The following is a 23,281-nucleotide window of genomic DNA, read 5'->3' on the forward strand; positions in this document are numbered from 1 at the left end:
GTGAATGAGAAAGATCTACTTGGACAACTTAGAAATAATAACATTTATGAGGTGATGTCATGAACATGACGTTAAAACAAAAAAACACAATTTGCTTAGTGATTGTATCGCTTATTATGGTAGCACCTTTATTGATTACGTTGTTAGCTGGTGTTAGATTTGTATCCGCAATAAGACTGTTCCCACTTGATTTTTCACTTTACTTTGCCGTTCTTTTAGGAGTCATAATTGTGAACTACTCGATGAAATCGACAAAGTTATTAACCGTCACCATGTTAGCGACAGTTGGTGGACTTGCCGTATACTTCTTTTGGTTTATCTAGATCATATTTTATCGTAACACGTAGGTTTAAAACGGTCGAGTTTTCAATTTTTTTTAATGAAAGCTAAAAAATCTGTTAGAAAACTAGCCCCATGTCTACAATGAATGGTATAATTCAAACGATTATGGACATTGGAGGCTTACATAAATATGATTACTGTAACAAACGTTGGTTTACAATATGGAGATCGCAAATTATTTGATGAGGTTAATATTAAATTCACACCTGGGAACTGCTATGGCTTAATTGGAGCAAATGGTGCAGGAAAATCAACTTTCATTAAAATTCTATCGGGTGAAATTGATCCACAACAAGGTGATGTGCATATGAAGCCAGGCCAAAGACTGGCTGTCTTAAAACAAAATCACTTTGAATATGAAGAACAAGAAGTTCTAACAACTGTTATTATGGGACATGCTCGTCTTTATGAAATCATGCAAGAAAAAGACGCTATTTATATGAAAGAAGAGTTTTCCGATGAAGACGGAATTAAGGCAGCTGAGCTTGAAGGAGAATTCGCAGAAATGAATGGATGGGAAGCTGAATCAGAAGCTGCGATTTTGCTGAAAGGGCTTGGCATTTTCGAAGATCTTCACACAAAAAAATTGGCTGATTTAACAGGTTCTGAAAAAGTGAAGGTTCTTCTTGCTCAAGCACTTTTTGGTGAACCTGACGTTCTTCTTCTTGATGAGCCAACCAACCATTTAGATATTAAAGCAATCGAATGGCTTGAAGAATTCTTAATCAACTTTGAAAATACGGTTATTGTTGTTTCCCATGACCGTTACTTTCTTAACAAAGTATGTACACATATTGCCGACCTTGATTTCGGTAAAATTCAGATTTATGTAGGGAACTATGATTTCTGGTATGAATCAAGTCAACTAGCGCAAAAAATGGCAGGTGACCAGAATAAGAAAAAAGAAGAAAAAATTAAAGAGTTACAAGCGTTCATTGCTCGATTTAGTGCAAATGCATCTAAATCAAAGCAAGCAACTTCACGTAAAAAACTACTTGATAAAATTGAACTTGACGATATCCGTCCATCTTCACGAAAATATCCGTATGTGCACTTTACACCTGAACGCGAAATAGGAAATGATGTATTACGTGTTGAGAAAATTACGAAGACGATTGACGGAGAAAAAGTTCTTAATGATGTAAGCTTCACATTAAATAAGGATGATAAGATTACATTAGTTGGCGAGAACGAACTTGCTAAAACAGTGCTTTTTAAAATTTTAACTGGTGAAATGGAACCAGATAATGGCACCATTAAATGGGGAATTACCACATCACAAGCTTATTTCCCTAAAGACAACTCAGAGTTTTTTGAAGGCTGTGAATTAAGTTTAGTTGACTGGTTACGTCAATATTCTCCTCAAGATGATAGTGACACCTTCCTTCGTGGCTTCTTAGGTCGTATGCTCTTTTCCGGAGAAGAAGTAAAGAAAAAGGCAAACGTTCTATCAGGGGGAGAAAAAGTTCGCTGTATGCTCTCGAAAATGATGTTAAGCGGTGCTAATGTTCTTCTTCTTGATGAGCCAACCAACCACCTTGATCTTGAATCGATTACAGCAGTCAACAACGGATTGATTAATTATAAAGGTGCGATGATCTTTACTTCACATGACCATCAATTTAATGAAACGATTGCCAATCGCGTCATTGAACTTACAAATGATGGCGTCATTGATAAACAAATGACGTACAATGAATATTTACAATCAGTAAAATAATTGTGTATCTTGCTGATCCTAGAGGATAAATCCCTTTTGGATCAGCGTTTTTTAAATTTTGATTCTGTTAATAGATGCAAGAAACATAATATAGTTATGGGTACTATTCTTCATTAGGAGAGGATGATAACACAATGTCAATAAAAACGGCATACATCTTGGCTATATTAGGAGCTGCCTGTTGGGGACTAATTGGTCTGTTTGTCCAAAATTTATATGATTTCGGGTTTACACCTTGGGATGTAGTGGCCATTCGCTCGATTTTTGCTGCGGTTATTTTACTCCTGTACATGGCTCTCTTTCAACGTAAGGACTTGAAGGTGAATTGGAAACATATTCCTCTTTTTATCGGATCAGGCATCATTAGTATCGTTTTTTTTAATTGGTGCTTTTTTACAGTAATGGAACAAGCCAATCTTTCTTTAGCAGTTGTATTATTATATACAGGGCCTTTATTTGTAACGATTTTATCACGTGTTTTTTTCAAAGAGTTGCTTACTGTTAGAAAAACTATCGCGATTATTATTACCTTAATTGGATGTGCATTTGTTGTCGGTTTCTTACCTTCTGTAAGCACCGTCATTACGGCTGCCACTTTTTTAATTGGGCTAAGTTCTGGGTTCTTTTACGCGCTCTACAGTATTTTTGCTAAAGTGAGTAGTCGGTATTACGGTGCGTTAACGATAACTGGTTATACTTATTTTTGTTCTGCTATTTTCATGCTCACTACTAGCCAATTTGTGTCAAAGCTTGATCTATTTATAAGTTGGTCCGTGTTAATTAACAGTTTGGCACTGGCGCTGATTCCAACGATCCTTGCCTTCTTACTTTACACAAAAGGCTTGAGTTACATCGAATCTAGTCGTGCATCCATCCTTTCGACGATAGAACCAGTCGTAGCGATTTGTGTAGGATTCTTAGTATTTAAAGACGTCCTATCGATCTGGCAATGGACTGGAGTATGCCTCGTCATTGTGTCAATTATTCTTGCAACTGTCTCTAAAAGAAAAGAAATCAAAAAAACAACACCAACCCATGTTACTTAAAGCATACGGCGCTGACGTTGTTTTTTTCTTTTCACAATTTGGAGAAAAATGACCACGATAACAATAATTACTGAAGAGTAGCTCAAATGCTGAATAAAAGTAGTCCAATCTGTAATCGATCTTCCATAATAAAAACCGATAAAAAAATATATACCAAGCCATATAAAAGCAGAACTAAATCCAACCAACGCAAATAACCGATACGTAACACCAGACATACCGATACTAAATGGAACTGCATGTCGGATGAAAGGGAAGAAATAACTGAAACTAGCAGCTTTTAGCCCATAGCGATCGAGAAGCTCCCTACCTTTTTCTGCACGTGCATACCAAACTGATATTTTATTTTTATCAAGATTAGAATGGTGATAAATGACCTGGCCAATAATATACAAAAGTGTCCCATGTAATAAAATACTACTATAAAGAACTAAAAAGGTTGGAATAGGATCTAATAGCTTCGTTGTTGCAAGTAAACCACCGCTCATTAATAAAACTTCATTAGGAACCGGAAAGAAAAACAAGCCGATTGCCATAATGAAAAAAAGAGCAATATACCCATACTGTCTAATAAAGTCAATAAATATAAGTAAATCCACTGAATTTCCCCCTTTCTTATGAAGATAAAAACATAGATTCATAGCCTATCAAGAAAAAAGGCGCAGCTGTCTTTTCTTAGAGTAGGCTTCATACTTCATTGAATCCAGCCTGTATTCACTCGAATCTTTGGAAAAAAATAAGACAGCGTATTGCTGCCTTATCCCTTGAAGTACTCTTTATAATAGCCACCGATATTTCCAGTATTATCAATAACAAAATAAAATTCGTCAGTTTCATTTTTAAGCTCGTATAATTTCCCAGCTGTTAACGCACGGTTCACCATATATTTCTTAGCATCCGTATGAACACACTCAATCGTACGAATCGTCTCACGATTAGTCCAATTTTGATGAATCATTTCACCACTCACTTTCTGTACCTATCTCTATAGTTCCATTATAATGGTAATTTTTGATATTGCAAACTTTAATGTAGATCATAATGTAATTGTAAAAAACAAATATAGAGGCTAACCGCTAAGGTCAGCCTCTATGATCAAATCATTACCCTTCTAGTAAAAGAGATTCTGGATCCTCTAACAGACTTTTCAATGTAACTAAGAAACCAACAGCTTCTTTTCCATCAACAATACGGTGGTCATAAGAAAGAGCAATATACATCATCGGACGATTTTCAAAACGTTCTTGATCAATCGCAACTGGACGCCATTGAATCTTATGCATACCTAGAATACCTACTTGAGGGGCATTTAAGATTGGTGTCGACATAAGCGATCCAAATACTCCACCATTTGTAATGGTAAATGTACCACCTTGTAAATCAGCAATCGATAACTTATTATCACGTGCTTTTTTACCAAGCTCACCGATACCACGTTCAATTCCGGCAAAGCTTAAGCGATCAGCATCACGTAATACAGGAACAACCAAGCCTTCGTCTGTTGAAACGGCACAACCGATGTCATAGTACTTTTTGATCAAGAGTTCGTCACCTTGAATTTCAGCATTCAACAATGGGAACTGTTTCAAAGCACTAACAACTGCTTTTGTGAAGAAAGACATAAATCCAAGCTTTACGCCATTTTTATCAACAAATGCATCCTTGCGTCGGCTACGAACATCCATCACAGCTGTCATATCGACTTCGTTAAAAGTTGTAAGCATTGCAGCAGTTTGTTGAGACTCAACCAGACGCTTCGCAATCGTTTGACGACGACGCGACATTTTAACTCGTTCTACCGGCTTAGTAGGATCATCAGAAGCAACTGAAGCAGCTGGTGCTTTTTTAGCAGGTGCAGGAGCTGCTGCTACCTTTGCTGGCGCCCCAGTACCGTGAGATTCAACATCTTGCTTACGTACGCGTCCAAGAGGATCAACAGTAGAAACTGAACTTAAATCAATTCCCTTTTCACGTGCAAGTTTTCTAGCTGCCGGTGAAGCAAGTGGTCGGTTTGTAGAAGAAGGAGCAATAGCTTCCTCTTTTGCTGCCGGAACGGTTTCTTTTACTTCTTCTTGTACAGGAGCTGCTGCACTTTCGGGAGCATTTCCACCAGCACTTCCGTTTTCGTCAATCACAGCGATTACTTCACCTACTTCAACTGTGTCACCAGGTTCTCTTTTAAATTCTTTAATAACACCTGAGTGCTCTGCTACGATTTCAACATTTACTTTATCTGTCTCTAATTCAGCGATGTATTCTCCTTGGTTTACATGGTCTCCAACTTCTTTTAACCACTGAGCTATTGTTCCTTCAGTAATCGATTCTGCAAGTTCTGGTACTTTAATTTCAATCACAGGTAAAGCCTCCTCTTATTGTTTACGTGTTAACGATTCTGTTACAATACGTTCTTGCTCTTTCTTGTGTGCGACTGGATCCCCTTCAGCTGGGCTTGAACGATGTGTACGTCCAATATAACTTACTGCCGTGCCTTCAGGTGTGATTTCACGAATACGAGATTCAATATAAGGCCAAGCACCCATATTTTTAGGTTCTTCTTGCACCCAAACAATCTCTTTTAAATTCGTGTAACGTGCAAATAATTCACGGATTTGTTTTTTCGGGAACGGATAAAGCTCTTCTACCCGGGCAATATGCAACCAATCCCAATTGTCATCCGAATCTTTTTGTACACGATCAGCTAGATCAATTGCAAGCTTACCACTACACATTACAATTCGCTCAACGCTATCAGCTTTTTCACCTAATCCATCTTGCTCGAATACTGGTAAAAATTCTCCTTCAGTAAACGTTTCATGTGTCGAAGCAACCACTTGATTACGCAACAAACTTTTTGGTGTCATAATAATAAGCGGACGTACAGCATCTTTTTCAAGAATTTTTGCTTGTCTTCTCAGAATATGAAAGTATTGAGCAGCTGACGTACAATTGGCGATTGTCCAGTTATTTTCAGCAGCAAGAACTAGAAAACGTTCAACACGACCACTAGAATGCTCAGGCCCTTGACCTTCGTAACCATGCGGTAATAAGATAACTAATCCTGACTTTTGACCCCATTTAGCTCGACCAGCAGAAATCCATTGATCAAACATGACTTGAGCACCATTAGCAAAATCTCCAAATTGAGCTTCCCATAAGACAAGTGTTTCTGGCGCTTGCACATTATAGCCATATTCAAAACCAACAACTGCTTGTTCTGATAGCGGACTATTGTAAACAGCAAACGATGCATTTGCTTTCTCAAATGTCTGTAATGGCGTATGAACTTGGTCGTTTTCACGATCATGCAAAACTAAATGACGGTGAGCAAACGTACCACGCTCTGAGTCTTGACCAGTTAATCTGATTGGAGTTCCATCATGTAGAATGGTTGCAAATGCAAGTGTTTCGGCTAAAGCCCAATCAATTTTCCCGTTTTCATCAAATGATTGCAAACGACGCTTTAAGATTTTTTCTAGCTTAGTATTAGCAGCAAAACTCTCAGGCCATTCAAGCAATTGGTCATTAATCTCCTTCAATGTCTTAAATGGAACATTCGTCTTCACTCGTGGTAAACCATTAACAACCACATCCGGAGGAGACATTTCCTTTATTTTGCTTGATTTATTGGCAATAACGTCATCGTACTCCGTTTGAAGATCTTCTTGAACTTCTTTATCAAGCTGATCACCATATGTTTTTTCAATAACAGATTTTTCTGTAAGTTGATTTGCATAGATGGCACGAACAGTTGAATGCTTACGAATAATATTGTAAGTTCCCGGCTGCGTGACAGCTGGTTCATCCATTTCATTATGACCAAAACGACGATAACCTATTAAATCAATTAAGAAATCCTTTTTGAACCGTTTGCGATACTGCACCGCTAAATGGATTGCTGCAAAACAAGCTTCTGGGTCATCTGCATTAACATGGATAATCGGAATCTCAAATCCTTTAGCAGGATCACTCGCATATGTAGTTGAACGAGAGTCGTACGTTTCTGTTGTAAATCCAATGTTGTTATTTGCAATAATGTGAAGAGACCCACCAGTCTGATAACCTTTCAATCGGCTAAGGTTTAATGTTTCAGTAACAATTCCTTGACCAGGGAACGCTGCGTCACCATGAATCAAGATAGAATAAGCTTTAATAATAGATTGTTCCGGAAAACCTTTAGATGTTCTTACTTCTTGAGCTGCTCTTGCATATCCTTCAACAATTGGGCTCACAAATTCAAGGTGACTTGGATTGTTTGCAAGTGAAACAGTTGCTTCAGCCGTGTTTTCTTCACGAATTTGACGATCTGCACCCAAGTGGTACTTAACATCTCCAGTCCAACCATTAATCCCTTTAGACCCACCAGCCGGATCAGAATCTTTACTCGGAGCATGTAAAAACTCAGAAAAAATTCTATTATATGGCTTATTAAGTGTATGCGCTAATACATTCAAACGACCACGGTGAGCCATACCGATAAACACGTGTTGTGTCCCTTCATGGACAACTTCACGAACCGCTTCGTCAAGCATTGGTACTAACATATCCAAACCTTCAATCGAGAACCGCTTTTGACCAACGAATGTACGATGCACAAATTTTTCAAAACCTTCAACTTGTGTCAAACGTTTTAAAAGATTGAGACGTTGTTGTTTCGTAAAGTTCGGTAAATACAAACCAGTTTCTACCATTTTGATTAACCATTCACGCTCTTCCATATCATGAACATGATTAAATTCAAACGCAGTTGTTTTCGTGTAACATTCTTTCAAATAATTAATCGCATCTAACCCATTTTTTACATGAGCTGGAGCATTGGGACAAATCATATCAACAGGAACTTTTTTCAGAAATTCTTCCGTTAGATCATATTGTTCAAGCTCTAGTAATTGACTATGCTTTTCATTTTTTACTATTGGGTTGATATTAGAGACTAAATGACCTTTACGACGAATCATATCCGCTAACTTAACAGCATTAACAAACTTCCTAACCATATCTGGTGAGGCCGCAGAAGATCCAGAATCAGCAATAGGTTGACTCTGACTCTGAACATCAGAAGGTGGTGGACCCCAAATCTCAAATAGCTCTCTTAGATCCTCTTCTACAGCTTCAGGATTTTTTGAATATTCCTCATAAAGCTCAATTGCTACGCCAAGATTCGGACCATGAAACCCTTGCCATGGTTCTTCCGCTTTGTGCCCCTTGCTTGACATAAAATAATGACCTCCTAGTTTAACTTAAGTTAAATCTATGAATTTTTAAAGTGATGTAACGCTTTCATCACTATTTTAACATGATTGTCACAATTGTTAAAGGGAATTTGTAAGTTTTTTTAGATCGATCTAATTGACTTCCACTCTAATTTTGTAGACAGTATAATTAACACTTTACAACTTAAGAGTTTAAATCTTTTTTTTCAAAAAATCTAGTTATTTTTAAGGAAATTTTTTTTTTTTTTTGCTAATTTATTCCTCAATGAGAAAAGGACTGATAATAATGATTTTTATCGATATAGAAAAGAGGCAAATTCTTTCAAATTCTTGTTTAAACTGCCAAGATGATTTCTTTCAACCACCTAATCGCCAGTTTCCAAAAGTAGGCTGCTGTTCTTATAGTCCTACCTTCTATTTACTAGAGATCGCCAAGATGTGCGCAGAAGACCAATCTTTTTTTATAGATTCTGTTCTAATGCATCCTAAAGCTGAAACTTTTCCTTATTCAATTAAAGTACATGCAGAAGTTCACCCAGCTTATCAACAAGTTAGAAAGGTGAATTTATCAAAATTAGAAGAGGATGATTTGAAATTATCTTATTCAACTTGTCAATTCTTTAATAAAGGATGTTCGTTAGACCCTTCTTTTAAGAATGTTGTTTGTCGAACGTTTATTTGTATGACAATTGAGAACTCTCTTGAACAAGAACAAAAGGATTCACTTCAAAAATGGACAAAAACGTTTAGCAAAGAAGAGCTTGATTTTCAACTAAAACATGAGTCCGAGCTAAAAAAGCGGGGAATTGATTTAATTAAAAATCCACAGAAGGTCGTTCAATATTTTCAAGGACTGAACGTTTAGAGACTTTCCTTATCTTGACATGAAGCGATTTATTCAACCAGCTGCTCTCAACCTAATTGCTAACATAAAGATTTTTCGCTGTTTCATTTCGTTTTTACTGATCTATTTCTGCTATTGCAATAGGATTTGTCTAAGACTTGATTCTGGCCTTAACTTAAATAATAGGATGCTCCATTTTTTCCTCAATTAATCTAAGATTGATGCATCATAACACAATAGAGGTTGGTTCTTATCTCCCAACCTCTTACAAAACCGCAATATGAATTTAGGCTACGACCCCACGTTCGTTAGAATACTTCTTATATCGCTCCTCAAACATGATTCGTTTAAGTATATTTATACAATGGTATACATCTTCAAAAGAGTTATATAAGGCAACCGGAGCCAGTCGGATAACCGATGGAGCTCTAAAATCGGGAATAACTCCCTCAGCTTTTAGTGCCTTACATATTCTTGCCGCTTCAGGATGAGATAGACTTATATGCCCACCTCTCTCTTCTGCTCTTTCTGGTGTTGCAACCTTAAAGTTGAAATGAGACAATTCTAGCTTAATTCCTTCTAATAAGAACTCTGTTAACGCCAGTGATTTCCTGCGAATTTGATCTATACCGGCCTCAGATGAAATGGATAGTGCTCCAATCAAAGGTGCGATGCTCAATATGTGAGGAGTTCCACTTTGTAAGGCGCCTGCATCACTTGCTGGCGTGAACTGATGAGCCATATCAAATTGTTTACTCTTATCTGAGCCAAACCATCCAGCCAAGGCAGGTGTTACCGGTAAATGCTTTTCATGAATAAACAATCCACCCACTGCACCTGGTCCCCCGTTTAAGTACTTATAGGTACACCAAAATGCTGCATCAACTCCCCAATCATGAAAATGATGAGGTAGACACCCGACAGAATGGCTACAATCAAAAACAGCCAATATTCCGTGTTTATGAGCTTCTTTTGTCAATGTATTCAGATCAAGTAATTGACCACTTCGGTATAAGACAGAGGGCATGACAAGTAAGGCAACATCGTCTTGCAAAGCGTCTAAAATATCTGCTTCTGCTAACAAATGTCCGTCTTTACTTTTCACTTTCACCAGATGCTGTTCAGGGTCAAGCCCTTGTTCTTTAAGGATTTCCGAAATGGCATAGATATCTGAGGGAAACTCTAACTCATTCATAACGACTTTTGTCCGGCCACTATTAAAAGGTTGAAGGCTTCTCACTAACTGATGTAAATTCAATGTCGTAGAGCCTGTTATCATGATTTCTGTTTTTTTTCCTCCAACGATTACAGCTATCGCCTCAGTAAGTTGTTCTGCAAGAGTAAACCATGGATACTTCCCTTCCGTCCATCCTTCAATTTGATGATGTTTCCACATATTTAGAATTTCTAAAACAGCTGCCTCCGCTCTTTTCGATAAGAGCCCAAGTGAATTTCCATCAAAATAGAGCCTTTCTTTCACCAAATAAAATTGATTTTTATACTTTTGAAGAGAATCTTTCTCGTCTAATTTTTTTGCTTTTTCTAGTAACATATCTGTCATGTAATTCCCACCTTTCATTTCCCAAACGTAAAGAATCTGATACAGTAATAACATTATATTTAAGGTGGAGAAAAACTTATGCAACGATTTACTGTACCTATCCATCGAGTTTGCGGTACCTATAGTGAAATAGGTTTTAAGCAAGGCGAGCAATTGCGTAATAGCTCTTTAGCTACTTTTTATAAAAAAAGATTGAAGCAATCCGTTCGCGCTTATCAAGCAGATATAAATGAAACGAAAGCCATCCTTCAAACATATAAACAAGATCTCTGGGATGAACTTATCGGTTTAGCAGAAGGGTTGGAGTGGTCTTTTACTGATGTGATCCAAGAGTTCAGTGGTTTCCAAAGCAATTGGAAGAAATCAGGTTGTAGCGCCATTATGACTAATGGAATCTACATTCGAAACTATGACTACTCACCAAAAACGTATGAAGGGCGGCTTGTCTTCACTAAACCCAATACCGGCTTTGCTTCAGTTGCTTTTTCTCAACGGATTTTTGGTCGTATTGATGGCATGAATGAACACGGTTTAACAATTGGTTATCATTTTGTTAATCGTATTAGACCAGGACGAGGATTTATTTGTACAACGATTAATCGACTTATTCTAGAACTCTGTAAATCAACAGAAGAAGCTGTTTCCTTACTAAGAGAATTGCCTCATCGCCATTCGTTTAATTATTCGATCTATGATAGGCATAGTGATGCAGCAGTAGTCGAAGCTTCCCCTACACAAACTGCTGTTCATCGAAGCGAACAACTTCTATGCTCAAATCATTTTTCACACTCGTCTATGCATTCTTTTAACAGAAAACATCTTGAACATTCTCTAAATAGAGAGGGCTTGATGCACCCCTTTTTAAATCAGTCACCTTCTTTACTTGAAGGATATCAATGGTTAAATGACCGAAAACATAAAATCTTTCAAACAGATTATTCCAATTATGCTGGAACAATTCATACAGTAGCTTTTGAGCCAACGCATCTAACTTGTTTAATTGGACTTGGTACAACTAATCGTCCTCATTTTTTTTCATTACAAGATTGGATAGATGGTAAGCCTATACGTATTAAAAAAATGCTTGGAGTCATAGAAACTGACATCCCGTTTCCATATTCTCCTTAAAGAGCTTGTTCAAAAAGGGTGGTCTTCCCTTTTTGAACAAGCTCGAAGCAATGAGCGAAGCCACTGCAATGTTTTAAGTCGATCCGAGTGGTTTTCTCGGATAGACGCGCAGTGAGTGAAGCCATTGCAACTCCGCATTAGGAGAGAGGATACTAAAGGTTCAAAAAGGGTGGTCTTCCCTTTTTAAACAAGCTCTTAAACTATTCTTTCTGTTTTTCAAACCAATCAAGAATTTGTTTTTTTTCACTTTCTGTAAATTGAAACAGAGGAGAATCACAGCCTTCTTCTCTTAATACCACCTGTAGCACATTCCCTGACTCTCCTACGATTATAAGGGCTTCAGGTTCTTGTAATTCATTAGGAACTTCACCTTCAAATGAAACGATATAGTGTTCCCATTGTTGAACAGAATAAGAGTCAACAATTTTTAAGTTATTCAATTTGCACTCACTGTATTTTTCAAAAGTTAAATCAATCATTATGTAATCTCACTTTCATCTTTTATTTTTATTGTAGCAGATATAGGATGAAAAAGTGACTAACCCGTAAGGCTAGTCACTTTTTCATTAAACTGAATTGTAAATAAACAAGACTATTGGTTGTTCGAGATTTGTGTTTAACTTCTTTCTTGGGAAACAGAAAGATAAGGATGCAATAAAACCACCAATAGGACATGTATCATATCCCATGCCTTAGCTACAAGCATCAATTGCATCGCCGCTAGAGAAGAGATCCTTTGCAGTAAAGAAATATGCTTAAGAAAGGCGTTCTTGTAGCAGGTCTACTGCCTCTGTTAGCTCTCTATGAGTAGTATAGCGCCCTAAACTAAATCTAATCGTTCCCTTTCCCTCCTCTGGAGTAACCCCCATCGCTTGGAGAACAGGGGATAGAGTCACTTCGCCAGAATGACATGCAGAGCCTGTTGAAGCAGCAATTTCGGGTATCACATCCAATATCTCTTGTCCGATTCGACCATGAAAGCTAACATTTAACGTATTTGGTAAGCACATGATCGTGTGTCCGTTAACTCGTATTTCATTTGGGAAAGCTTCCTTTAACATTGAAAGGAAATCCTCTTTCATCCCTTTGATTTTGTCTATTTGTCCTAAAAATCCTTTGGCGATTTCACATGCTTTTCCTAAACCTACTATAAGAAGTACATTTTCTGTTCCAGCTCTTTGTCCATTTTCATGACCTGCACCGTGAATATAAGAATTTAACTGTCTCCCCATACGAATATAGAGTGCTCCAACTCCTTTTGGTGCATACAATTTATGTCCTGCAATAGAAAGAAAGTCTATACCGAGTTTTGTTACATCTACATTTACTTTTCCCAATGATTGAGCCGCATCTGTATGAAACAAAATATCGTGGGTTTGAGCCAATTTTCCAATTTGTTCAATTGGCTGAATCGTGCCTACTTCATTGTTGGCATGCATGACTGTGATTAAAATTGTATCTGGACGAATTGCTTTTTCAATAGCGCTAATTGATACTTGCCCATATTGATCAACTGGAATATATGTAACTTCTGCACCCTTTTGTTCTAGGTAACGCAGCGGTGCATGAACAGCCGGATGTTCAATGGTTGTGGTGATGATATGCTTGCCTTTATATTGGTTTTGTTCAAAAATCATTTTAATCACATGATTGTTTGATTCGCTACCACCACTTGTAAAGATGATTTCTTCTTTTGAAGCTCCAATTAATAATGCAACCTGTTCCCTTGCTTTCTCCACAGCCTTTTTCGCTTCAACAGCTGCATAATGAGTGGTCGATGGGTTGCCATAATGCTCTGTTAAAAAAGGTGTCATAGCCTCAACTACTTCAGGAGCGATCGGTGTGCTTGCGTTATAGTCCAGATAAATTTGTTTCATGTATAGTCCTCCGTCATTAAATAGTACGTATATTTTACCAGTTCACAATCACGAATGCATAACAATTTGATTTAAATGTGGTAACACAAGAGTTAGGCGATTCCTATAATAACCCACACAATACTTCTAGTTAAGACAAGCAACGCATATATATCCATTACAACTTTATTCGTGGGGTGGGTTTATGCTAGCCTTTGTCCTTCTGCTTCTTCTCTCCATGCTTGTAAGCATTGATGCTTTTGCCATTGGTTTTTTATTTGGCGTAAAACGAATCCGTATACCGCTTATTATCATTGTTTTAATAGCGATGTTCTCTTCTTTTGTTATTTTCTTTTCAATGGGGATCGGTCGGTTACTTGGAGAGCTTATTCCTTCCTCCATCATTCAAACAGTCGCTGGCTTTCTTCTCATTGGACTTGGTATATACAATCTTATTTATGAAATGCCTTTATATAGACGTTCCTATTTCATAATGGTTGCTTTATTAATGAATGTAGATAGTCTAGGTTACGGAATTCAAGCCGGTTTAGCAGAACGATCATTTTGGTTCGCTCCTTTAGCGGGTATCATTATTTTTTCAGCTTTTATTCTTGGAATCATTTACGGTCATGAAACAAAAAATCAATTTGTTATCCGCTATGTCTCATTGATACCTAGCTTTATTTTTCTATTATTAGGTTTCAGTAAAGTCCTTTTTTAAAATGATCAATTTGATAATTTATTCAAATAGAATAAAAGACCAGGAGAGATAATAACCCATCCTGGTCTTTTAAATTGAAAGTCATGGCGTGAATTGTCTGTTTTTATCTATTTTTGCGCTTGCCTCGGAAATAACTCTTAGCGAACGATTCCCCTACTATGCTGTTTTGCCACAGAAATCTCAAAATAACTATCATCATCTTCATAAATTCGATCAATGATAATAAGCACGTCCTCAAACGCAACAGAATGGTTATTGGTGTTATTCGTATTCATGAATTTAATCATACTTTCAACTTCCGAATTAATTTTATGATTAAGGTCTTCCTCAGCCCTTTTTTTATTTCTCACACTATCATTAAAATCCACGGGATATTTAGGTATATTCATTCGTTCATTACCTTCTTCCATAACTCATTTATCTACATCATAATTGTTTGAATAGATGGAATCAAGAATTGAAATTTTGAGAGATTTCTGTATAGGTAATGAAAAATAACTTGTTATGTAGTTATTAGTAAATTTATCAACTGAATATATTCTAAAGCTCCATCACGGTTAACTCTATCGGTTCCACAGGAATTCTAAAAACTATAACCTTAATTAATATTTCCTGCTAAAAACACTAGACTTTTTACTTGTACTAGGAAATATACGTAACCAAGGGTAAATAAACTTGTAGAGTTTATTTTCAATGGATCTTTTAATTAGAACCTGGGTGGTTAACTATACGCACAAACACATTTTTGAATACGCTACTAAAGACCATACAGAATTGGAGGGGAAGAGATGTCAGAACAACAAATTGTGCCTTGGGATCTTGATGGTACTCTTGAAGACGACTTTTTTGTACCGGAATATATAGTTGATATGGCTCAAATTGTCCTAACTCATTACGACCTTAAAGTAAGCCATCTTGAAGTGATTACAACAAAAGCGGACAAAGGTGGCCTTATTTGGAAAATGGACACAGACAAGGGACCATTTAGTTTGAAAATTTTACACAGGAGGCCTGGAAGAAGTAAATTCAGTCTTGGCGCACAAGAATACCTTGTAAAAGAAAAGAATGCACGGATACCATCAATTTATAAAACAAAGACCGGAGAGAACTATGTTGAAATGGGCGGCAAACTCTGGTTCGTTGCTGAATGGATTGAACCTCTTTATCAAGTTGCTAATGATTTAGAAGGAGCTAAATTATTATGTCGTGCTCTAGGAGAATTCCATCAACTATCAAAGGGGTATGTGCCTCCTAAAGGGTCTGAAAATCCTACCCGCCTTCACCGCTGGCCTAAGTCATATGAAAAAGTCCTAAAAAAAATGGATTGGTTTCGAAAAATAGCTAAAGATTATCCCGAAATGCCTGCTAGTCAAGCAATACTTGCTCATGTTGACATATTTGAACAGCAAGCTTGTGATGCACTAGAGCAACTTAAACAATCATCTTATTATGATTTAGCTGCTAGAGGAAATACTGCATGGGGATTAGTGCATCAAGATTACGGTTGGTCCAATGGACAAATGGGGCCTAATGGAATGTGGATTATTGACTTAGACGGGGTGGCATATGACTTACCGATTAGAGACTTACGGAAGCTGATCACTGGGCAAATGGATGACTTGGGTGTGTGGGACGTCACATGGATGAAAGGCATGATCGAAGCTTACCATGAAGCAAATCCAATTGAAGATGAACTCTATGAAATTCTTCTAATCGATATGTCCCTACCAAATGAATTTTATAAAAATGTAAAAGATATGGTATATGAACCTACCGTGTTTCTCGACAATGAAGTTGAAGCTCTATGTAATAGAATTGCTGAAACAGACAAAACAAAATGGCCAGCAATTGAAGAGCTAAAACAGTGGAAAGGAGTTAAGTCTCAATGAAAATTCTCATGATCTGTACCGAAAAACTCCCTGTTCCAGCAGTAAGAGGCGGAGCGATTCAAACATATATTGATGGTGTGTCTCTTACGTTAGCCAAAAATCATGATTTAACAATACTAGGAACAACAGATCCATCTTTACCAAATGATGAGAAGGTTAATAACATTAGATATGTTCGAACTCCTGGTGGACTACTTGAAGATTATCGAGATGGTGTAAAAGAGTTTTTGCAATCAGCACCTGACTATGATGTCATCCATATCTTTAATAGACCACGTCTAGTTCTAGCCGTTCGAGAATGTGCTCCAAAGGCTAGATTAATACTAAGCATGCATAATGATATGTTTAAGCGTGAAAAAATAGAGCCAGAGGAAGCTGTAGCAGCGATTGAGCAACTTGATAAAATTATTACTGTTAGTGATTATATCGGAAAGACAATTGCTGATTTATTTCCGCAAGCAGCTTCCAAGTTGAAAACCATATACTCCGGTGTAGATATTGACCGATTCGTGCCCCCACATTCTAAACTAGCGTTGGATATGCGCAAGGAAATAAGAACAGAGCACAATCTCGAAGGCAAAAAAGTCATCTTATTCGCTGGGAGGCTTTCCGCTAATAAAGGTGCTGACATTCTAGTTCAAGCAATGCCATTACTTGCAAAAAAGCATCCTGATATTGCTCTTGTACTAGTTGGAAGTAAATGGTTTAGTGTCAATGAAGTAAGTGATTATGTTGCTTACGTACGTGCTTTAGCTGCAAGATTGCCAATTCCAGTCGTCAATACTGGCTTTGTTGCCCCAAGTGAAATTCAAAAATGGTTTGCTGCAGCAGATGTATTCGTTTGTCCTTCTCAATGGCAAGAACCGTTAGCAAGAGTTCACTATGAAGCAATGGCTTCAGGCCTTCCTGTTATTACAACAGCAAGAGGTGGAAATCCGGAAGTTATTACCCCAAATGAAAATGGTTTCGTTGTAGAGCAACCTGAAGATCCGCAATCTTTCGCAGACCTATTAGCTCCTCTTCTCTCCGACCCGAAACTTTGTAAAAGATTAGGTTTAAAGGGAAGAGAGTTAGCTGAAGAAAAATTCACTTGGGAGCGAGTGATCAATGATATTGCTGATGTCTGGAACGAGGTAGAACACAAAATTAAAAATAACATTGCCTTAACTTCTGAGGAGCAAAGTAACGATGCTACTGCTACTATTGAATCACCAACAAATCAGTGCTCTGACATAGAAGCGGATTCTGATGTAACAACTAAAGAACTAGAACTTAATACTGAAATCATTGATGAACAGATTACAGATGAAGCCTCTCAAATTTTTTCTAAAGAAGACGTTTTTCTTGAACCATCGACCGTTGAACTTGATTCTGAAGAATCCCTTAATGAGGACATTCCTCTAGGTGAATTATTAACTGATCTTGATTCTAAAGATCTTACCGAACAACTCTCACTTTCAGATCTTTCGCCACTGGAAAAAACCTTGAATAATTTCGGCAGACGCAAGAGAGTTAAATTAAAATTATTGCAGGTTACAAACAACCCTTTTATTCTCGATTCAATACTTTCAAACATCAGAAAAAAGGCTCATGATAATGCAGAACTAAATGATTCTACAAATAAAATTATAAGTGACTTCGAAAATTTGCTTAAAGGGCAATTTAATTTAGATAACTCACCGTCCACCAAAGAATATATTCAGTCAATAAATGACATTACAACAGCTAAACTTTTTTACAAAATCGCAAACAAACGCAAACAAAGGCGAAGCAGATAATTTGAACTTTAAAGAGTAACGAAAAACCTTTCCCACGAAGGAAAGGTTTTTTCGCATTAACTACTGAAATAGTTTATTGTTCATTTTTTTTGTAAATTCCTTTTATATAGTTAATTTCTTTTTTCAGTCCCATCTCTAAGCTAACATTCGGTTTATAGCTTAAGAGCCGTTCCGCTTTTGTTAAATCAGCCCATGTATGTTTTGGCTCCCCGATTGCTCCGTTATAAAATTGCAAGTTGATCTTTTTATTTAACAACTTCTCAAGTAGTGTAACAATATCAAGAATAGAGGCTCTTTCCTCTCCCCCTATATTGATTGTCTCTCCAATCACATTCTCAGCATAAGCAACAGCAGCTGTAGCCTTTGCACAATCGGTTACATAGGTGAAGTCACGTGTTTGCTTGCCGTCCCCATAAACTTGAATCGCTTTTCCTTCTAATGCCCTTTTTATGAATTTATGAAAAGCCATGTCACTTCTTTGTCTCGGACCGTAAACCGTAAAATACCTTAAAATCACCGTAGGAACACCGAAACTTTTCCGATACACATGGCATAAATATTCACCCGTTAACTTTGTAATTCCATACGGAGATAAAGGTTCTGGCTTGGCATCTTCGGAGACTTTTCCGGTTTTCTCTCCATAAACAGAAGAAGTTGAGGAATAAATGAACTTTTTCAAGCGAATGTTTTTAGATGCCTCGAGCAAACGCTGCGTAACATCAATATTATTCCTTACGTAATTTGAAAAATCAGGTCCCCAACTAGACCTAACTCCAGGCATTCCAGCAAGGTGATAAACATAATCGATTCCTTTTAGATGTTTTTCCCAATCGATTAGCATTAAATCTTCATTGATAAGAGTAAAACGAGGATGGTTAAGAAGTGTGATCATATTTCTTGTTTTAATTTGTTCAGGAGTTGGGCCAATAAAACAATCGACACCAATAATATTCACACTCTCATTACTAAGAAGTGTTTCACAAAGATTCGATCCAATGAAACCCGCTGCCCCAGTTACAAGAATGTTCATGGTCTAGCCATCCCTACATAGGTAAAGCCGTAATGCTTGATCGTCCTTGGACTAACACAATTTCGACAATCTAGTATAACCTGACCCTTCATTTTCTCTTTGACCAAGGCCCAATCAGCTTGAATAAACTCCTTCCATTCGGTAGCAATAATTAGTACATCCGATTCATTAACGGATTCATACATATCTTGATGATTCTTTACATGATCAACCGTAACGGCTGGATCAAACACATGCACTTCACAACCTTCCTCTTTTAGTCGTTCAATCAACCTAAGAGCTTGAGAGTGACGCGTATCATCCGTATTGGGTTTAAAGGATGCTCCCCATACTGTTACTTTCTTTGATTGTAGGTCCGCTACCTTGTTTTTTAGTTTGTTTACATATCCATCTATTAAAAGGTCGTTTATCGTTTGTGCTGCCTTCAATAGATGAGGAGTGATGCCTTGTTTCAATGCTTGATGTTCCATTGAAGCTAAATCCTTCGGTAAACAAGACCCTCCATATCCTAAACCAGCTCGAAGAAAATGAGGGCCAATTCTAGGATCTGTACCAAGTCCTAATGCTACATCGGTAATGTCAACATCATAAGCATCACTAATTTGAGCGAGTTCGTTAATAAAGGAAATCTTGACAGCCAAAAACGTATTAGACGCGTACTTAATCATTTCTGCTCCGTTTAAACTCGTTATAATAAAGGGAGCTTGGATTTTTTGATATAGCTTTTGTACCATCGTTATTGGCTTGGGGTCGTTCACACCGACTACAATTTTATCTGGGTGCAACATATCATAAATAGCTGTCCCTTCACGCAGAAATTCAGGATTTGACACGACGTCGAAATAATCTGCTGAAACCCCTTTTTCTAATAATGTTCGTTCGAGTTCACTATTGGTACCAACCGGAACTGTACTTTTAGTAATAATAATTTTATAAGAATCTATTAATGTAGAGAGTTCATTTGTGACTGCTTGGTAGAAACTAAGATCCGCCCTACCATCTGCAGAGAGGGGTGTACCTACTGCAATAAAAATGATCGAGCTATTCTTAACCGCCTTTCCTAATTGAGTACTAAATACTAGATTTCCTTTCTTTTTATTCTCTATAACGAGCTCTTCCAACCCAGGCTCAAAGATTGGAACCTTGTCCTCTAATAACATGGTAATTCTTTCTTTATCTTTATCAACACAATGGACATGATGTCCAAAGCTGGCTAATACGGCAGAGGTCGTTAGTCCAACATAACCTGCTCCAATCACACATACATCCATAGCTTCGACTCCTCTTTATGAAAATAAAATTATTTTTTATATCTTATTAACAAAGTCGAATAATAGTGAGTACGTATACATTAATTAAACGTTTGACTACAATGCCTTAGACCTTCTTTTAATAACCTTTCAAGAAATGACTTCCCTCTTTTTGCTAAGGTGCATAGGATAGAGTGAACCTATCGCTATAACATTGGTTCTGAAAAAGATTATTTTGAACTTTTTAGTAGATTGTATAACATAGAATTAAATGAAATTACACAGCAAAAGCTGTCTCCTGATATCTTGAGACAGCTAATCTACTCTCTTAATTAAATCTATTAAATTACCAAATAAGTATGCGCTTACTATTTTCTAATCCTTTTCCAGACAATAAAAAGGGCTGTCACAATAATTAATTTAATAGATAAAGCTAAGATCACGGTTTCTTTATCACTAATCAAACGTATTCCTCCTTACCTCTCCTACACTTTATACTACAAAAACAGTGGAAACCCTTTTCTGTTTTTATTTTTATTTCAAATGAAGAAGCAATAGTTAGAAGATTATTATAAGCCGTGAAATTAATTTATTCACGGGATTTATTCCTATTTAAAAAGATCAGAGGTAATTGTAGCGGAATACAGGATTAACTATTTATCTAAAATCTACAGGTCGTAATATCTCTTGTTTTCCCCTTCCATTTGGACATTTTCATAACTTTCAAGCTATAACAACCCACATTTTTTTAAGGACTATAAGGCATAATTTATAACTTTGTGAATATCATGCTAAATATGGCCTATGGGTTAAAAATAGGTTTATTCTTCTTATAACAGGATAGACTAATAAGGAACATTTCACTTACTAAAAAAGCGCTAAAGATTACCTCTTTTTCGCTTCATTGTCAAAAGGGAATATTTAAAATAGTAGAAGCATGTTATAATTCCTTAAAGGAGCTGATTAGTATGAGGAAATTCCAAGTTGTCGTTGAGTTTATTAGCGGACAGAAAGTCGATTTCACTACTAAGTCAGATATTAGAAAGGAAATGTTTCGCCAAAAGATTGACGGTGAGGACTGCATCGTTACAGACGATAACTTTGTGCTGAACATAGCTCAAATTAAAGCGCTTAAGGTAAAAAGAGTTAACAGAAATACTGCGTGAGAAAATTCCAAGTTTTTATAGGGCTATATAGACGGGTATGAGCGTCTGTATAGCCCTTTTTACATATAAATGATTAGCCAAAAAAGAGCGCCCTTTACTATAAAAATGACACTCTTGTTATTATTTATCTCTATCGTTATCAAACTATCTATTATCAATCGTCTCCGGATACAAGTCATGATTCATCAATCGGTACTCTGCCATCTTTTCATACTTTGTTCCGGGCTTCCCGTAGTTCGTGTAAGGATCAATACTAATTCCTCCACGTGGTGTAAACTTGCCCCATACTTCAATATAGCGTGGGTCCATTAATTCAATTAAATCATTCATAATGATATTCATGCAGTCTTCGTGAAAATCTATACCCGTGAAAGCCTATGATATCAATTGATTTAGGATATTATTTTCATTAAGTCACTTTTTATTGTCACCTTGTTTAAATAAATTATCGAATTTGCCTATAGCTTCACGTTGCATTGATGGCAAAGCATGACTATAAGTATTAAGAGTAATATTCACGTTCTTATGCCCTAACCTTTCCTGTATTATCTTTGGATTAACACCTTTCGATAATAAGTAAGTTGAATGGCTATGTCTTAAATCGTGAACTCTTATATTCGGTAAGTTTAATTGTTCAACAGTGACTTTAAAAGCTCTTCTAAAGTTGTTCGGATGCACCCAATTACCTGTTTGAGTACACACAACTAGATCATACTTGTGATAAGTATTACCGACTATTATCTTTTCATTGTCAAGGAACAGTTTTTGCTGTGTCAATTTTTCAATAAGTGAATCAGAGATGTAAATTATTCTAATCGCAGAAGTTGTTTTACCTTCATCAGTAAAAGAATAGCTATTCTCATTATCTTTAGCTAATGTTTGACGAATGAAAATCATTTTATTTTCAATGTCAATATCCTTCCACCTTAAACTAAGAACTTCACCCATTCGCATACCTGTTTGAATTGAAATTACAAAGCCGATATAATACCTCGTCAAGTTTAGTATCTTATTAGGTGCATTTAAGAAGGTATATATATCTTTCTCATCCCAAACACGAAGTTTTTTAACTTCTCTTGGTAACGATATTTCAGACAAAAAGTCTTCATGAATAATACCTTTCTTAAAAGCCTTGCTCAACACTTCAGCAACTATACCAAAACTTGTTCTTATTGTAGCTGGAGATAATCCTCTTTGTTTATGTAATATCATGATGTAATTTTGAATAACGTCTTCATCAATTTCAGAGGTATTCAATTCACCAAGATAAGGAAGGATGTTGTAGTACAATTGTTCTTCATAATTTCTAATTGTACTTGGTCGAAGCTTTACTTTTTTACTTTCAAACCAGTTTTTAATATAAGTATTAAATTTCAGATTCAAGGTTGTAATTGATTCTTTGTAATTCTGTAAGCCCGAATTATAAAAAATAAGCGCACCTTACCGGTACGCATGACAAATAGCCGTATATCACGACTTTTTTAATCGAATATACGGCTTATTTTATTTTCTGTTACATGTTTCTTGGATCTTTTTTGACCAAGGCATGTAATGATTTAATAGTTCAGGGTTTTGATGGATGGCGATATTGGGTAGGTCCGTCAAAAGTTTTTTTATGTATTCATAGAAATTTACGCCGTTACTTTTGGCGGTTTCCGCGATACTCAAACAGATGGCGTTTGCTTTTGCACCCGCTTCGCTGACCGAAAAAAGCCAGTTTTTTCTACCAATGACATTGGG

22 protein-coding genes and 1 pseudogene are annotated in these 23,281 nt (G+C 36.7%); 10 read left to right on the forward strand and 13 right to left on the reverse strand.

Annotation, left to right across the window (positions count from 1 at the left end; translation table 11 throughout):
* Positions 1 to 59 precede the first annotated feature (59 nt).
* The 3 genes from LDX58_RS17665 (at position 60) to LDX58_RS17675 (ending at position 3,108) form a co-directional block, all read left to right on the forward strand.
* Positions 60 to 323 (forward strand): hypothetical protein, encoded by a 264-nt coding sequence (locus LDX58_RS17665; RefSeq protein WP_227938131.1) that lies wholly within the window; start codon positions 60 to 62, stop codon positions 321 to 323.
* Positions 324 to 472: 149 nt separating this feature from the next.
* Entirely contained in the window at positions 473 to 2,062 is a 1,590-nt protein-coding gene (locus tag LDX58_RS17670; protein ID WP_227938132.1) for an ABC-F family ATP-binding cassette domain-containing protein, read from the forward strand.
* Between the two features lie 134 nt (positions 2,063 to 2,196).
* Positions 2,197 to 3,108: a DMT family transporter gene (locus LDX58_RS17675; RefSeq protein WP_227938133.1), complete on the forward strand. Its 912-nt coding sequence runs from the start codon at positions 2,197 to 2,199 to the stop codon at positions 3,106 to 3,108.
* On the opposite strand, the gene LDX58_RS17680 is transcribed toward LDX58_RS17675, so the two are convergent.
* The 4 genes from LDX58_RS17680 to LDX58_RS17695 form a co-directional block, all read right to left on the reverse strand.
* Positions 3,105 to 3,707 (reverse strand): DedA family protein, encoded by a 603-nt coding sequence (locus LDX58_RS17680; RefSeq protein ID WP_227938134.1) that lies wholly within the window; start codon positions 3,705 to 3,707, stop codon positions 3,105 to 3,107. The genes LDX58_RS17675 and LDX58_RS17680 overlap by 4 nt on opposite strands.
* Positions 3,708 to 3,865: 158 nt before the next feature.
* Positions 3,866 to 4,066 (reverse strand): DUF6501 family protein, encoded by a 201-nt coding sequence (locus tag LDX58_RS17685; protein WP_227938135.1) that lies wholly within the window; start codon positions 4,064 to 4,066, stop codon positions 3,866 to 3,868.
* A 145-nt stretch (positions 4,067 to 4,211) separates the two neighbouring features.
* Positions 4,212 to 5,462 carry a 2-oxoglutarate dehydrogenase complex dihydrolipoyllysine-residue succinyltransferase gene (gene odhB / locus LDX58_RS17690; RefSeq protein ID WP_227938136.1) on the reverse strand — a complete coding sequence of 417 codons (1,251 nt, stop codon included), beginning with the start codon at positions 5,460 to 5,462 and terminating at the stop codon, positions 4,212 to 4,214.
* Between the two features lie 15 nt (positions 5,463 to 5,477).
* Complete coding sequence (locus LDX58_RS17695; protein ID WP_227938137.1) at positions 5,478 to 8,321, reverse strand: 2-oxoglutarate dehydrogenase E1 component; 2,844 nt, start codon at positions 8,319 to 8,321, stop codon at positions 5,478 to 5,480.
* A 283-nt stretch (positions 8,322 to 8,604) separates the two neighbouring features.
* Here LDX58_RS17695 and LDX58_RS17700 point away from each other — a divergent pair, with 283 nt between their 5' ends.
* Positions 8,605 to 9,183, forward strand: a complete 579-nt coding sequence (locus LDX58_RS17700) for a hypothetical protein (protein ID WP_227938138.1) — start codon at positions 8,605 to 8,607, stop codon at positions 9,181 to 9,183.
* A 265-nt stretch (positions 9,184 to 9,448) separates the two neighbouring features.
* Here the strand turns inward: LDX58_RS17700 and kynU are convergent, their stop codons facing one another.
* Positions 9,449 to 10,723: a kynureninase gene (gene kynU / locus LDX58_RS17705; protein WP_227938139.1), complete on the reverse strand. Its 1,275-nt coding sequence runs from the start codon at positions 10,721 to 10,723 to the stop codon at positions 9,449 to 9,451.
* Positions 10,724 to 10,801: 78 nt separating this feature from the next.
* On the opposite strand from kynU, the gene LDX58_RS17710 reads away from it, so the two are divergent.
* A complete protein-coding gene (locus tag LDX58_RS17710) occupies positions 10,802 to 11,851 on the forward strand; it encodes a C45 family autoproteolytic acyltransferase/hydrolase (protein ID WP_227938140.1) in 1,050 nt (349 codons plus the stop codon).
* 200 nt (positions 11,852 to 12,051) lie between these two features.
* On the opposite strand, the gene LDX58_RS17715 is transcribed toward LDX58_RS17710, so the two are convergent.
* Complete coding sequence (locus tag LDX58_RS17715) at positions 12,052 to 12,330, reverse strand: hypothetical protein (RefSeq protein WP_227938141.1); 279 nt, start codon at positions 12,328 to 12,330, stop codon at positions 12,052 to 12,054.
* 103 nt (positions 12,331 to 12,433) lie between these two features.
* Between LDX58_RS17715 and LDX58_RS17720 the strand changes: the two genes are divergently transcribed.
* Complete coding sequence (locus LDX58_RS17720; protein ID WP_308017559.1) at positions 12,434 to 12,547, forward strand: helix-turn-helix domain-containing protein; 114 nt, start codon at positions 12,434 to 12,436, stop codon at positions 12,545 to 12,547.
* 59 nt (positions 12,548 to 12,606) lie between these two features.
* Here LDX58_RS17720 and LDX58_RS17725 read toward each other — a convergent pair whose 3' ends face one another.
* On the reverse strand, positions 12,607 to 13,728 hold the full coding sequence (locus LDX58_RS17725; RefSeq protein WP_227938142.1) for a cysteine desulfurase family protein: 1,122 nt from the start codon (positions 13,726 to 13,728) through the stop codon (positions 12,607 to 12,609).
* A gap of 184 nt (positions 13,729 to 13,912) precedes the next feature.
* Between LDX58_RS17725 and LDX58_RS17730 the strand changes: the two genes are divergently transcribed.
* Positions 13,913 to 14,428 carry a manganese efflux pump gene (locus LDX58_RS17730; protein WP_227938143.1) on the forward strand — a complete coding sequence of 172 codons (516 nt, stop codon included), beginning with the start codon at positions 13,913 to 13,915 and terminating at the stop codon, positions 14,426 to 14,428.
* A 137-nt stretch (positions 14,429 to 14,565) separates the two neighbouring features.
* Here LDX58_RS17730 and LDX58_RS17735 read toward each other — a convergent pair whose 3' ends face one another.
* The gene (locus LDX58_RS17735; RefSeq protein WP_227938144.1) at positions 14,566 to 14,817 is read right to left on the reverse strand and encodes a hypothetical protein; all 252 of its coding nucleotides are present in this window, start codon (positions 14,815 to 14,817) and stop codon (positions 14,566 to 14,568) included.
* Positions 14,818 to 15,216: 399 nt separating this feature from the next.
* Here LDX58_RS17735 and LDX58_RS17740 point away from each other — a divergent pair, with 399 nt between their 5' ends.
* Positions 15,217 to 16,317, forward strand: coding sequence for a CotS family spore coat protein (locus LDX58_RS17740; protein WP_227938145.1), 1,101 nt, complete (start codon positions 15,217 to 15,219; stop codon positions 16,315 to 16,317).
* Positions 16,314 to 18,095, forward strand: coding sequence for a glycosyltransferase family 4 protein (locus LDX58_RS17745; RefSeq protein ID WP_227938146.1), 1,782 nt, complete (start codon positions 16,314 to 16,316; stop codon positions 18,093 to 18,095). Before LDX58_RS17740 ends, LDX58_RS17745 begins: the two co-directional genes overlap by 4 nt.
* Positions 18,096 to 18,168: 73 nt before the next feature.
* Here the strand turns inward: LDX58_RS17745 and LDX58_RS17750 are convergent, their stop codons facing one another.
* Both LDX58_RS17750 and LDX58_RS17755 read right to left on the reverse strand, forming a co-directional pair.
* Positions 18,169 to 19,125 carry an NAD-dependent epimerase/dehydratase family protein gene (locus LDX58_RS17750; RefSeq protein ID WP_227938147.1) on the reverse strand — a complete coding sequence of 319 codons (957 nt, stop codon included), beginning with the start codon at positions 19,123 to 19,125 and terminating at the stop codon, positions 18,169 to 18,171.
* Complete coding sequence (locus LDX58_RS17755; RefSeq protein WP_227938148.1) at positions 19,122 to 20,396, reverse strand: UDP-glucose dehydrogenase family protein; 1,275 nt, start codon at positions 20,394 to 20,396, stop codon at positions 19,122 to 19,124. The genes LDX58_RS17750 and LDX58_RS17755 overlap by 4 nt, the downstream gene beginning before the upstream one ends.
* 947 nt (positions 20,397 to 21,343) lie before the next feature.
* Between LDX58_RS17755 and LDX58_RS17760 the strand changes: the two genes are divergently transcribed.
* Positions 21,344 to 21,541, forward strand: a complete 198-nt coding sequence (locus LDX58_RS17760; protein ID WP_227938149.1) for a hypothetical protein — start codon at positions 21,344 to 21,346, stop codon at positions 21,539 to 21,541.
* Positions 21,542 to 21,685: 144 nt separating this feature from the next.
* On the opposite strand, the pseudogene LDX58_RS17765 reads toward LDX58_RS17760, so the two are convergent.
* From LDX58_RS17765 to LDX58_RS17775, 3 genes and pseudogenes are all read right to left on the reverse strand, one after another.
* Positions 21,686 to 21,901: pseudogene (locus LDX58_RS17765) on the reverse strand (tunnelling fold family protein); the annotation flags it as partial.
* Between the two features lie 54 nt (positions 21,902 to 21,955).
* Entirely contained in the window at positions 21,956 to 22,924 is a 969-nt protein-coding gene (locus tag LDX58_RS17770; RefSeq protein WP_227938150.1) for a tyrosine-type recombinase/integrase, read from the reverse strand.
* Between the two features lie 120 nt (positions 22,925 to 23,044).
* A partial coding sequence (locus LDX58_RS17775) for a transposase domain-containing protein (protein WP_227938151.1) occupies positions 23,045 to 23,281 on the reverse strand: 237 nt, incomplete at its 5' end.

Origin of the sequence: Alkalihalobacillus deserti, from assembly GCF_020734105.1 — a bacterium.
GTDB classification, from domain to species: Bacteria; Bacillota; Bacilli; order Bacillales; family Bacillaceae_D; genus Halalkalibacter; species Halalkalibacter deserti.